This is a genomic window from Neisseria iguanae (assembly GCF_003013245.1).
Lineage (GTDB): Bacteria > Pseudomonadota > Gammaproteobacteria > Burkholderiales > Neisseriaceae > Neisseria > Neisseria iguanae.
Window position 1 is genome coordinate 14829 of the sequence record NZ_PXYY01000002.1, and the last position, 13709, is coordinate 28537.

The 13709-nt window shown below is 48.9% G+C and carries 8 protein-coding genes and 1 pseudogene; 5 read left to right on the forward strand and 4 right to left on the reverse strand.

Annotated features, from left to right (window positions below; genetic code table 11):
• Nucleotides 1-142: 142 nt before the first annotated feature.
• From C7N83_RS00465 to C7N83_RS00480, 4 genes and pseudogenes are all read right to left on the reverse strand, one after another.
• Entirely contained in the window at nt 143-1288 is a 1146-nt protein-coding gene (locus C7N83_RS00465; protein WP_106739827.1) for a 5-(carboxyamino)imidazole ribonucleotide synthase, read from the reverse strand.
• A 263-nt stretch (nt 1289-1551) separates the two neighbouring features.
• Nucleotides 1552-1719: pseudogene (locus C7N83_RS00470) on the reverse strand (anthranilate synthase component I); the annotation flags it as partial.
• 1142 nt (nt 1720-2861) lie between these two features.
• Nucleotides 2862-4337, reverse strand: coding sequence for an anthranilate synthase component I (trpE, locus tag C7N83_RS00475; RefSeq protein ID WP_106739829.1), 1476 nt, complete (start codon nt 4335-4337; stop codon nt 2862-2864).
• Between the two features lie 183 nt (nt 4338-4520).
• Nucleotides 4521-4937: a hypothetical protein gene (locus tag C7N83_RS00480; protein WP_106739831.1), complete on the reverse strand. Its 417-nt coding sequence runs from the start codon at nt 4935-4937 to the stop codon at nt 4521-4523.
• A gap of 166 nt (nt 4938-5103) precedes the next feature.
• Between C7N83_RS00480 and C7N83_RS00485 the strand changes: the two genes are divergently transcribed.
• From C7N83_RS00485 to lpdA, 5 genes are all read left to right on the forward strand, one after another.
• The gene (locus tag C7N83_RS00485; protein WP_245911061.1) at nt 5104-5859 is read left to right on the forward strand and encodes an SDR family NAD(P)-dependent oxidoreductase; all 756 of its coding nucleotides are present in this window, start codon (nt 5104-5106) and stop codon (nt 5857-5859) included.
• Between the two features lie 188 nt (nt 5860-6047).
• Entirely contained in the window at nt 6048-6659 is a 612-nt protein-coding gene (locus C7N83_RS00490) for a Smr/MutS family protein (protein ID WP_106739834.1), read from the forward strand.
• A gap of 568 nt (nt 6660-7227) precedes the next feature.
• The gene (gene aceE / locus C7N83_RS00495; protein ID WP_106739836.1) at nt 7228-9897 is read left to right on the forward strand and encodes a pyruvate dehydrogenase (acetyl-transferring), homodimeric type; all 2670 of its coding nucleotides are present in this window, start codon (nt 7228-7230) and stop codon (nt 9895-9897) included.
• Nucleotides 9898-10102: 205 nt separating this feature from the next.
• Nucleotides 10103-11701, forward strand: a complete 1599-nt coding sequence (gene aceF, locus C7N83_RS00500) for a dihydrolipoyllysine-residue acetyltransferase (RefSeq protein WP_106739838.1) — start codon at nt 10103-10105, stop codon at nt 11699-11701.
• 102 nt (nt 11702-11803) lie between these two features.
• Nucleotides 11804-13603: a dihydrolipoyl dehydrogenase gene (gene lpdA / locus C7N83_RS00505; protein ID WP_106739839.1), complete on the forward strand. Its 1800-nt coding sequence runs from the start codon at nt 11804-11806 to the stop codon at nt 13601-13603.
• Nucleotides 13604-13709: the final 106 nt, after the last annotated feature.

Sequence of the window (13709 nt, forward strand, 5' to 3'; positions counted from 1 at the left end):
CTGCGGTTGTGTTGCTCAGCAGCAGGCCGGCTGAAAAATAAATAAAAATGCCGGATATGGAAATCCGACCCGATTCAAACGTTTTCGAACGGCATATTTTAGCGCAAATGCCGTCCGAAAACAGAAAACGATTGTAAAGCCATCATACGCGTTTTAAGGTGGCATGTAAGGTTTGTGCTTTTTCAAAAGCGGTAGCCGCATCCGTTGCCAATGTGGTGAAATGGCCCATTTTTCGGCCTGTGCGCGCCGCTTTTTTACCATAAAGATGCAGTAATAAAGCCGTATCGCTTTGCAACGGCAGCCAATCGGGTTCGGTGCCGTCTTCACCCCAAACATCACCTAAAATATTGGCCATACAGCAGGCAGAGAGCAGGCGGGTGCCCGCAGGCGGCAGGCGGCACATAATACGTACCTGCTGCTGGAATTGACTGGCCGCACACGCATCAATCGTGTGGTGGCCGGAATTGTGCGGACGCGGCGCAATTTCATTCACCACCAATTCATGCGTATCGCCGACGACAAACATTTCTACCGCCAGCACGCCGACATAATCCAATTCATCCGCCAACCGCTGCGCCATTTCCCGCGCCTGCTGCTGGATATCCGCGCTCAAACGGGCGGGTACGATGGAATAAGCCAGAATGCCGTTTTCGTGGATGTTTTCCGCAGGGTCGTAAGTTTGCACGTTGTGGCTGTTCAGACGGCATACCAACACCGAAATCTCACCGCGCAAATCAACCATTTTTTCCAACACGCAATCCACGCCGCCGTGTTCGGCAAACGCGGCTTTCAATTCATCCAAAGTTTTCACGCGGATTTGGCCTTTGCCGTCGTAGCCCAGCGTGGCGGTTTTCAAAAGACCCGGCAAAAATTCTGCGCTTGCTTCAGTAATGTCTTCCGCTTTACACACGGGCTGATACGGCGCAGTCTGCAAACCGGCTTTTTGAATCCAAGATTTTTCTTGAATGCGGTTTTGTGCAATCGCCACACAGTTGCCGCTCGGGGAAACATTCGTATACCTGGTTAAAAAACGCATGGTGTCAGCGCTGGCGTTTTCAAACTCGGTCGTCACCGCCGCGCATTTTGCCAATTCGTTCAAAGCTGTTTTATCGTCAAATGCCGCACACAAATGGCGGTCGGCAAATTCCGCTGCCGGTGCATCCGGGTCAGGGTCGAGTACGGTCACTTTATAACCCATGGTTTTGGCGGCGATAGCAAACATACGGCCGAGCTGGCCGCCGCCGAGAATGCCGAGCATGGCAGGGGGGAGAATGGGCGTGTTTTGCATGGTTTGATTATTTTATAGGATTAAAACGGATGTTGGAAATATAGGGCTTGTTCGCCAAGCTTAATTTGGCTTTTATGCTGTTTTCTCTTTCCTAGTCTTTGCAGAAGTAAAGTTTCTGACAGTTCATAAACTAAATTAATAAGTTATTTCTTTATATTTATATCCTTTATCCTGCTACATACATTCAGAAAATTTTCGTACCCTCTGCCTTCCTTCTGGAGCACGGTTATATTTGTTTCGAATTAATTCAAAAATATCTCCATGCTTACTAAGGAAAGCGGAATGGCGCAGCTTTGGCGCAACTGGGTGCGCAAATCTTCCAAGCGTTCGCGGGCTTGTTCGTAGCCGTTGGCGAGGGCGGTGTCGGCAGAGACAATCAGGTAGATTTTGCCGGAAAGGTTGTCGATAACGGCCAATTCTTGCGACAGCATCTTTTGGTATTCTATCAGCATCTACTCCCAAGCAAGATTTGATATCCATTATTTTTTGCTTAGGGCTGGTATTGTCTTTAGTGTAAAATTCAATATCAGGTGCATAATGTATGCAAGGCACAACCGGCATTGGGCTGAAACATCTTCCGCAAGCACTTAGATAAAACGAATATGGCAAGATAAATTGTTATATTTTTCATCATTCATCTCATTTGAAAATTGCTTGGAAGACATCGGAAGAAAGCACATCCGAAACCGCAAACGGCGCTGATACAGGAATGGCAAGTATGATAATCATTTCGGCTTGTCTGCGTAGCAGATTTTCGAGTAGAAAAGCGCGTATGCAAGGCGATACTCAAAGAGGCCGGTTTTTACACGCTGAGCCGGTAAAACCGGCCGGCGCAGCAAGGAGGGTATTTTCACGGGGAACAGCGCGCGCCATCGTAGAATGCCATTTATACCGGACCAATAAAGTAACCTTATATTTATCAGTAAATCCCTGTGCTAAGTGCTGCCTGTGCTAATAAACCTGCTACGCAAAGTTGGCAGACAGTCTCGGCACAGATGCCACCGATGTCGGCTAAGACGGCTTTAAATTCGGTGATGGTAGCAAGGTCGGCGCGTACAAGATAATTGCGCCAATTCGCCGCTGGAAAACTTGGCGCGCTGGCAGCGCGGAGTTTTTTTGTTATGTTCGGTTTTGACACTACTATTATTCGGCTTCCCTGCCTTTAAAAATCCAACAGCCGACGCTATTTTTTGATCGGCATATCCGCCTGCCGTGCCGTCCTGTAGATGTCAGTTTCTTATTTTGTGACTGTCTGAAAATTTGCTGTGTTGGTGATGTCGGCAACATACTGCTTAGCCGGGGGTATTGCCCTGCTCCGGATTATCAATCATCATCAGGTCTTTATATTTTCCAACCTTCCCATGCCGTTGTTTTACCGATAATTACATTTTATAACACCGATATAAAATGTGCCGTTGCGTTTGCTGACAAGAATACAAACGGCAGGTCGCATGCATGGTTTTCATCATTAATGACTTGTTGGATTTTAAATTTCACCATCGGCGCGCAGGCGGAATGACAAAGGCTAAGGTTTCAGACGGCTTTCCGAATGAAAACAAAAGGCCGTCTGAAACTATCTATCCAACCCTTCCTGCACCATCTGCGCCGCCCGTATCACCGCGCGCGCTTTGTTTTGAGTTTCCTGCCATTCGGATTGCGGATCTGAGTCGGCAACGATACCAGCGCCGCTTTGTACATGCAGGGTTTGGTCTTTAATCACGGCGGTGCGGATGGCGATGGCTAAGTCCATGTCGTTATTGAAACTCCATACGCCGACGGCGCCGCCGTAAATGCCGCGTTTGCTCGGTTCGACTTCTTCGATGATTTCCATGGCACGCACTTTCGGTGCGCCGGATAATGTGCCGGCGGGGAAAGTGGCGGCGAGGATGTCCATATTGCTGGTGTCGGGCTTCAGACGGCCTTCGATATTGGATACGATGTGCATCACATGCGAATACTTTTCAATCACCATTTTGTCGGTCACTTTGACCTGACCGGTTTCGCTGATACGGCCGACATCGCTGCGCCCCAAATCAATCAGCATCACATGCTCGGCGATTTCTTTGGCATCGCCCAGCAGGTCTTGTTCGTTGGCCAAATCTTCCGCGGGGGTTTTGCCGCGCAGGCGGGTACCGGCAATCGGGCGCACAATCACATTATCGTGTTCGCGGCGCACGAGGATTTCAGGCGACGAGCCGACGATATGGAAGTCGCCGAAGTCGTAGTAAAACAGATAAGGCGAGGGATTGAGCGTGCGCAGGGCGCGGTAGAGGTCAAGCGGGCTGTCAGTGTATTCCATACTCATGCGCTGGCTGGGTACGACCTGCATACAGTCGCCGGCGAAAATATAGTCTTTGATATGGCTGACGCAGGCTTTAAACGGTTCTTCACCAAATTCGCTGGTAGCGGCAGTCTGCTTGCTGCCTAAGGAAAGCGGAATGGCGCAGCTTTGGCGCAACTGGGTGCGCAAATCTTCCAAGCGTTCGCGGGCTTGTTCGTAGCCGTTGGCGAGGGCGGTGTCGGCAGAGACAATCAGGTAGATTTTGCCGGAAAGGTTGTCGATAACGGCCAATTCTTGCGACAGCATCAGTAAAATATCGGGGGTATCGAGCGGATCGGCTTTGGCGGCGTTTTTCAGGCGGTGGGCGAAGTGTTCGAAGTTGTAGATGGTTTCATAGCCGAAATAGCCGACTAAGCCGCCGGTAAAACGCGGCAGGCTGGGGATTTCGGGCGTTTGGAAACGTGCATGGAAGGTTTCGATAAAAGGCAGGGGGTTACCGTCGTATTGTTCGACGATTTCGCCGTTAAGATACACGTCCACATGTTTGCCGCGTGCTTGCAGATAGTGGTTGCAGGGCAGGCCGATAAAGGAATAGCGGCCGAAGCGTTCGCCGCCGACCACAGATTCGAGCAGGTAGGTAAAGGGCTGGTTGGCAAGCTTGAGATAGAGCGATAACGGTGTATCGAGGTCGGCCAGTAATTCCTGCACCAGCGGAATGCGGTTGTATCCTTGCGCGACTTGGGCTTGATATTCTTGTTTGCTGATCATGTTCAGACGGCTTACTTGAAAAATCCGACTTAATTGAAGCAGTCGGACTGGGGGGATTTGATAGTGTAAAGAGTATAGCAGTTTATAGGGATATTGTTAACCGATAGTGCAACAGGCGGTCTGAAAACAAATCTGCTGATTAAATGAAATCACCGTTTCTTAAGGGAAACGGTGTCGGGTATTTCAGAAGCTTGAAGCGGTATCGATTTTGGTTTGGCGCGCGCGCTTAAATTTGATGAAGTAGCCAAGAACAAGGGGAACCAGCGCTAAAATAATTTTGAATGTCCAGCCCGCATACCAAGGTTTAGCCACCACAATGGCTTGGCTTCCCACCTCGGGTACGATGAAGTCTTTAATTGCAAACCAATCGAGAAACGGCCACCAGCACGCTACCAGCAAACCTAAAAAGCAAGGCCAAATCATGTGGCTCAAATCATGCCGCCACAAGACAAAACACACCACCGCCCAAAGCAGGGTGAAGCCGGTAATCAGTAAAGAAGTGTAGGTGTCTGCACCGAGATAATTGGTGAGAAAATAGGTCAGTACGACCCATAATAATCCTAAAACGAACACGATTAATTCTTCAGGACGTTTGAACATTCGGTTTCTCCAAGATGGCGCAAATCATATAAAGATGAGAGCGGACACTATACCCGAAAAGCGGTCTTGTGAAAATGATTCTGACGTGCTTTCAGACGGCCCGATTTTCAGACGGCCTTTTGTGTGGCAGAATAGTCTGCTTTGAATCAATCAAATGGAAGCAGCCATGCGCCAAAAAATCATCATTACCGGACATTCCGGCGGCTTGGGCAAAGCTTTGTCAGTGCATTATCTGCAAACCGGCAAGGAAGTATTAGCAATAGCGAGGTGTGAATCGCCCGCGCAAAACGGTTTGCAGCAGTTTGCCATTGATTTGGCTGATACGGAAGGGTTGGCGGCATGGTTGGCGCATGGCAGAATCGAAGCCTTTATGCAGGATGCGGATGAACTGGTACTGGTTAATAATGCCGGAACAGTCATCCCCAGTGCGGTATGCGGCAAGCAGAGGCCGTCTGAAATAGCGGCGGCAGTGAATTTGAATATTACAGCCCCTTTGTTGTTGAGTAATCATGTTTTGGCCGCCAAACCTGAAAAACTGCCGGTGAAAATCGTGCATATCAGCAGTGGCACAGGACGTAATGCTTATCAGGGCTGGAGTGTTTACGGTGTGTCTAAAGCCGCACTGGATCATCATTTGCGCTGCGTAGAAGCGGAAAACCATCACCATGTGAAAGCGTGCAGCATCATTGCGCCCGGCGTAGTGGATACCGATATGCAGGCGCAAAATGGTGAAGATTTTCCGATTCTGCCGCGTTTTCAACAGTTATATGCAAATCAGAAACTCAGTTCGCCCGAATCAGTTGCAAAAATTATTGCCGAAATGATTGCTGATCCAGATTTCGGGGATGAAATTATTCAAGATGTCCGCACATGGCAATTATTGAAACAAACTTTTCAAACAGCCTTGACGCAAATATTTTAAAAGATTGAGACTTTTGCAAAAAATCCCCTATCTGCCGGCACACTTCTTCGCAATGCGCTTCCCGAACGCAGAATTCTTTAGTATGCGGCATGTCTGCGCGTTCTGTGCCAACTTCTCTTTGAACCGTACTTGACTCCGGAGTTTTGCAAAGGTTTCAGGCCGTCTGAATTTAAAATAAGGAATATCAAATGAGTATGGATTTTCAAGCGACATTAAAAATCTTGGGCAAACAAGCCAAAAAAGAAGCCGAGCAACACCGAATCGAAGCGGTGGAAGCCAAAAAGCACGAAGAAGAGCAGGTGGATTTTGCCAAGGCCGTAGGTGCGGTCAGGCCTTTGAAAAACTCGCAGCGTTACGAAACCCCGCGTCCGAAAACCAACCTCAAGCCGCGCCCGAAAACGGAAAACAGTTTGTCGGAAGAAGATTATTTCTATGTCGGTCGAGACAATTGGGACGAGCCGCCGGCCAGTTTCAGTAAAAACGGGCAAGGCAAAAACGATATCCAACGTTTGCGCAACGGTCATTATCCGGTGGTAGCCGATGTGGATTTGCACGGATACACGCAGGAAGAAGCGCAGCAGGTGTTGAATGGATTCATCGAATTTACCAAAAAGCGCGGCGTATGCGGCGAAATCGTTCACGGCAGCGGCTTGGGTTCCTCCGGCTACAAGCCGGTTTTGAAAAACATGACCCGCCGCTGGCTCATGCAACATCCGGATGTATTGGCCTATGTCGAGCCGCGCCAGGGGAATGATGGTGCAGTAAGGATTTTGTTGAAGCGTCCGCGTCGTGAAGAATAATAATATTATTTGCCGGATACGCAAAATACCCAAGCGGGCAATTATTGTTTCAAGGCTGTCCGAACCGTTAAAAGGTTTTCAGACGACCTTGATTTGTTTGGAATGAAAATGAGAACTTTGCCTATTTGAATCTTTACACTTTTTTGCTTAGAAAATGAAAGCTGGAGCGAACACACTCTTTTTCTTAAATGCTCGTTGCAGGGTTTGATACGAAAAGAAGACATTCGTTTGATTTCGATTACGAATTTTTTGGAAAATTGTACAAAAACCTTCTCTGAAAAAATTTAATTTTTATTCAATAAGTCACCAGATTGGTTTGCCAGTCAGGTTAAATACTGATACGATTTAAGTCGTCTTTTTAAGTAGGGTAATTGTGACAAATGCTGTCATCAGGCGGCATTGGTAAATTTTACCTGTAAATCAGATATTTTGGCGGTAAAGCCGCCACATGTTTCATTAAAATATTTGATTTTGAAAATAAAAGTTTCGAAATCGAAAATATATGAATCGACCCGAAACTGTTTGGTTTCGAAGTCGGTGTTTGTAACCTAATATTAAGGATACTGATATGTCCACTCAATTGCACGATGTAGATCCGATTGAAACACAGGAATGGTTGGATGCACTAAGCTCGGTTTTAGAAACTGAAGGCACCGAACGCGCCCACTTCTTGCTGGAAAATCTGGTGAAATACACCCGCCGCCGCGGTGTCCACATGCCGTTTGACGCTACCACTGCCTACTTGAACACCATTCCAGTAGGTAAAGAGCAAAAATCTCCGGGCAACCACGAATTAGAACACCGCATCCGTTCTGCCATCCGCTGGAATGCGGCAGCTATGGTGTTGCGTGCAGGTAAAAAAGACTTGGAATTGGGTGGCCATATCGCATCTTTCCAATCGGCAGCTACTTTATATGATGTGGGTTTCAACCACTTTTGGCGTGCTAAAGGCGAAGGCGAAGAAGGTGATTTGGTATTCTTTCAAGGTCATGCTGCGCCAGGTATTTATGCGCGTGCCTTCGTTGAAGGCCGTTTGAGCGGAGAACAGCTGGACAACTTCCGTCAGGAAGTTGACGGCAAAGGTATTCCTTCTTATCCGCACCCGCATTTGATGCCTGATTTCTGGCAATTTCCAACCGTATCGATGGGCTTGGGTCCGTTGATGGCGATTTACCAAGCACGTTTCTTGAAATACCTGGATTCTCGCGGCTTGAGCAAAACTAAAGGCCGTAAAGTCTGGGTATTCTGCGGTGACGGCGAAATGGACGAACCTGAATCCCAAGGCGCGATTGCATTGGCAGCCCGCGAGGGTTTGGACAATCTGATTTTCGTTATCAACTGTAACCTGCAACGCTTGGACGGCCCGGTGCGCGGTAACGGCAAAATCATCCAGGAATTGGAAGGCAATTTCCGCGGTGCCGGTTGGAATGTACTGAAAGTGATTTGGGGCAGCAAATGGGATGCCCTGTTGGCACGCGATACCAGCAATGCGTTGAAACAACGCATGGAAGAAGTATTGGACGGTGACTACCAAACTTACAAGTCTAAAGACGGCGCATATGTTCGCGAGCATTTCTTCAATACGCCCGAATTGAAAGCCTTGGTGGCCAATATGTCCGATGAAGAAGTTTGGGCGTTGAACCGCGGTGGTCATGACCCGCACAAAGTATATGCGGCTTATTATGAAGCAGTAAACAATGCTGGCGGACGTCCGACCGTAATTTTGGCGAAAACCATTAAAGGTTATGGTATGGGTGCTTCGGGCGAAGGTCAAAACGTCGCCCACCAAGCCAAAAAAATGGATGTGAAATCACTGAAGCAATTCCGTGACCGCTTCGGCATCAATGTGACTGACGAGCAAATCGACAGCGGTAACTTGCCATACTACCGCTTTGCTGAAGACAGCGAAGAAATGAAATACTTGCGCGAGCGTCGTAACGCCTTGGGTGGTTACTTGCCGCAACGCAACCCGAACAACGAAGCCTTGCCGATTCCTGAATTGAGCGCGTTTGACGGTCAATTACAATCAAGCGGTGACCGTGAATTCTCAACCACCATGGCGTTTGTCCGCATCTTGTCAACCTTGTTGAAAGACAAACAAATCGGTAAGCGTATTGTGCCGATCGTACCGGACGAAAGCCGCACCTTCGGTATGGAAGGCATGTTCCGCCAATACGGTATTTGGAACCCTAAAGGCCAACAATATACGCCTCAAGATAAAGACCAGTTGATGTTCTATAAGGAGTCAGTTGACGGTCAGATTCTGCAGGAAGGTATTAACGAGCCGGGTGCGATGGCAGACTGGATTGCTGCGGCTACATCGTACGCCAACAGCCGTTACGCCATGATTCCGTTCTATATCTACTACTCGATGTTTGGTTTCCAACGTGTCGGCGACTTGGCATGGGCAGCCGGTGACATGCATGCTCGCGGTTTCCTGTTGGGCGGTACTGCAGGCCGTACGACATTGAACGGCGAAGGTTTGCAACACGAAGACGGCCACAGCCAAATTCAAGCCGACCTGATTCCGAACTGCGTATCTTACGATCCGACTTTCCAATATGAATTGGCAGTTATTATCCATGACGCATTGCGCCGCATGTATGTAGAAAACGAAGACGTGTTCTACTACCTGACTTTGATGAACGAAAACTATACTCATCCTGCTTTGCCGCAACGTAAAGGTATCGAACAGGAAATCTTGAAAGGTATGTATCTGTTGGAAGAAGGTGGTAAATCCGACAAAAAAGTCCAACTGATGGGTTCGGGTACCATTTTGCAAGAAGTGATTGTCGGGGCGGAATTGTTGAAAGAAGATTTCGGCGTTGAAGCCAACGTATGGTCTTGCCCGTCATTCAATGAATTGCACCGTGATGCCATAGAAGTAGAACGTTTCAACCGTCTGCATCCGCTGGAAGAAGCTAAAGTGCCGTTTGTGGCGCAGCAATTGAAAAGCCATGGAGGCCCGGTTGTTGCCGCCACAGACTACATCCGCAGCTTTGCGGAACGCATCCGTGCTTATATTCCGAATGATTTCCACGTGTTGGGGACCGACGGTTTCGGCCGTTCCGACAGCCGTGCGAACCTGCGCCGCTTCTTTGAAGTCGACCGTTACAACGTAGCCGTTACCGCTTTGGCTGCCCTGGCCGACGAAGGTAAAGTCAGCAAAGAAACCGTACAAAAAGCCATTGAAAAATACGGTATCGCCACCGATACCGCACCAAGCTGGAAACGCTAAAAACGTTTCAGACGGCCTTGTTATCAAAGACCGTCTGGAAAAAGATTTTGAATGCTTATTCATTTTAAAAATCAAGCGTTAAGCATGCAAGGCTGATGTTACAGACGGTCTGAAAAAAATAGAAGGCCGTCTGAAAACAAACGTATCTGTTTTAAAAAACCTTACTGCGACGATAAGCGTTGCAGCACAACTAAGGAATAAAACGATGAGTCAAATCGTAGAAATTAAAGTACCCGATATCGGTGGTCACGAAAACGTAGACATTATTGCCGTAGAAGTTAAAGCCGGCGACACCATTGCGGTTGACGATACCCTGATTACTTTGGAAACCGACAAAGCCACCATGGACGTACCTGCTGATGCTGCAGGCGTGGTGAAAGAAGTAAAAGTCAGCGTTGGCGATAAAATTTCCGAAGGCGGCGTGATTTTACTGGTGGAAACCAGTGCTGAAGCTGCTGAAGAAAAACCGGCTGCTGGCGAAGCGCCTAAAGCTGAAGAAGCCAAAGCAGAAGCTCCGGCTCAAGCTGCTGATGCGCCTGCGGCAGGCAGCACAGTGACCGTGGCTGTGCCAGATATCGGCGGCCATGAAAATGTTGGTGTGATTGCCGTAGAAATCAAAGTCGGCGATACAGTTGCCGAAGATGACACGCTGATTACCTTGGAAACCGACAAAGCCACTATGGACGTACCGTCTACTGCTGCCGGTGTGGTGAAATCCGTGTTGATTAAAGTCGGCGACAAGGTATCCGAAGGTTCAGCAATTATCGAAGTTGAAGTTGCCGGTGGCGCTGCTGTCGCCCCTGCACCTGCTGCCGAAGAGCCTAAAGCTACTGCACCTGCTGCCGCATTCGGCAGCACACCGGTTGATGAAGCCGTATTTTCCAAAGCACACGCAGGCCCTTCGGCGCGCAAACTGGCACGTGAATTGGGCGTGGATTTAGGTCAAGTCAACGGTACAGGCTTGAAAGGCCGTATCGTCGGCGACGACATCAAGGCATTCGTCAAAGCAGTTATGCAAGGAGGTGCAGGCAAAGCATCTCCCGCTGCGGCCGGCGTTTCTTTGGGCGGCGGTTTGGATTTACTGCCATGGCCGAAAGTTGACTTCAGCAAATTCGGTTCTGTTGAAGTAAAAGAATTATCGCGCATTAAGAAAATTTCCGGTCAAAACCTGTCTCGCAACTGGGTAGTGATTCCGCACGTCACTGTCAACGAAGATGCAGACATGACCGAATTGGAAGAATTCCGCAAGCAACTGAACAAGGAATGGGAACGCGAAGGCGTGAAATTGTCGCCTTTAGCTTTCATTATCAAAGCATCCGTTGCGGCCTTGAAACAATTCCCTGAATTCAATTCATCTTTAGACGGCGATAATTTGGTACTGAAAAACTATTTCAACATCGGCTTTGCCGCCGACACGCCAAACGGTTTGGTTGTGCCTGTGATTAAAGATGTCGATCAAAAAGGTCTGAAACAGATCAGCCAAGAATTGGGTGAGTTGTCGAAAAAAGCCCGCGAAGGCAAGCTGAAACCGCAAGAAATGCAAGGTGCATGCTTTACCATTTCCAGCTTGGGTGGTATCGGCGGCACCGGCTTCACACCGATTGTGAATGCGCCCGAAGTAGCCATTTTGGGCGTGTGCAAATCACAAATAAAACCAGTTTGGAACGGTAAAGAATTTGAACCCCGCTTGATGTGCCCATTGAGCCTGTCTTTCGACCACCGTGTTATCGACGGTGCCGCCGGTATGCGTTTCACCGTATTCCTGGCCAACCTGTTGAAAGACTTCCGCCGCATTACTCTGTAATCGGCAGCTTTCAGACGGCCGGAGTGAAATATCCGTAGAATCGGATATTTATTTCCCCTGTGAAAAGGCCGTCTGAAAACTAATAAATAAGAAAGGTTAAAGATGAGCTTAATCGAATTGAAAGTGCCCGACATCGGCGGTCACGAAAACGTAGATATTATCGCCGTAGAAATCAAAGCCGGCGACATCGTCGCGCTGGAAGACACGCTGATTACCTTAGAAACTGATAAGGCGACCATGGACGTACCTGCCGAAGTGGCAGGTGTGGTAAAAGAAGTTAAGGTCAAAGTCGGTGACAAAATTTCCGAAGGCGGCATAATTGCCGTCATCGAAGCAGAAGGTACGTCTGCCGAAGCACTAAAAGCAGAAGCACCTAAAGTTGGAACTGCCTCACCGGCACAAGAAGCACCGAAACAAGCTGCGACGGCCCCACAAGCTGCACAATTTGCCGGTACGGCTGATGCCGAATACGATGTCGTGGTATTGGGTGGCGGTCCCGGCGGCTATTCTGCTGCTTTTGCCGCAGCTGACGAAGGCTTGAAAGTCGCTATTGTTGAGCGTTACAGCACTTTAGGCGGTGTCTGCCTGAATGTCGGCTGTATTCCTTCAAAAGCCTTGCTGCATAATGCTGCCGTGATTGACGAAGTGCGCCACTTGGCAGCCAACGGTATTAAATATCCCGAGCCTGAATTGGATATCGATATGCTGCGCAATTACAAAGAAGGCGTGGTGAACCGTTTGACTACCGGTCTGAAAGGCATGGCTAAAAGCCGTAAAGTGGACGTGATTCAAGGGGAAGGCCAATTTGTCGGCCCGAACCACATGGAAGTCGCTTTAACCACCAGCGACGAATATGAGCAAGCCACTCAAACCGGTGAGAAAAAAACCGTTGCGTTTAAAAACTGTATCATCGCCGCGGGCAGCCGCGTGACCAAATTGCCGTTCATTCCTGAAGACCCACGGATTTTCGACTCAACCGGCGCATTGGCACTAAAAAAAGTGCCGGGCAAAATGTTGATTATCGGTGGCGGTATCATCGGTTTGGAAATGGGTACGGTGTACAGCACATTAGGCACACGTTTAGATGTGGTCGAAATGATGGACGGCCTGATGCAAGGCGCCGACCGCGATTTGGTGAAAGTATGGCAAAAAGCCAACGAATACCGTTTCGACAACATAATGATCAACACCAAAACTGTAGCCGTCGAGCCTAAGGAAGACGGTGTGTATGTGACTTTCGAAGGTACAAATGCGCCTAAAGAGCCGCAACGCTATGATGCCGTACTGGTGGCCGCAGGCCGTGCGCCTAACGGTAAGCTGATTGGTGCGGAAAAAGCCGGTGTGGCTGTAAGCGATCGCGGCTTTATCGAAGTCGACAAACAAATGCGCACCAATGTGCCGCACATCTACGCCATCGGTGATATTGTTGGCCAACCTATGTTGGCACACAAAGCCGTACACGAAGGCCACGTTGCCGCAGAAAACTGTGCAGGTCACAAAGCATTCTTCGACGCACGCGTGATTCCGGGCGTAGCCTATACCGCGCCCGAAGTGGCTTGGGTCGGTGTAACCGAATTGTCTGCCAAAGCAGAAGGCCGTAAAATCATCAAGGCCAACTTCCCTTGGGCAGCTTCCGGTCGTGCGATTGCCAATGGCTGCGATAACGGTTTTACCAAACTGATTTTTGACGCCGAAACCGGCTTGATTATCGGTGGCGGTATTGTCGGTCCGAATGGAGGCGATATGATCGGTGAAATCTGTTTGGCCATTGAGATGGGCTGCGATGCCGAAGATATCGGTAAAACCATCCATCCGCATCCAACCTTGGGCGAATCCATCGGTATGGCTGCCGAAGTAGCATTGGGTATCTGTACCGACCTGCCGGCACAGAAGAAAAAATAACAGGCATTAAGCAGCGATTTAACCGCTGTCTAGCCCTAATAGCAAGGCCGTCTGAAAATTCAGACGGCCTGATACCTTTGCAAAATCCTAATCAAATCCAACGACC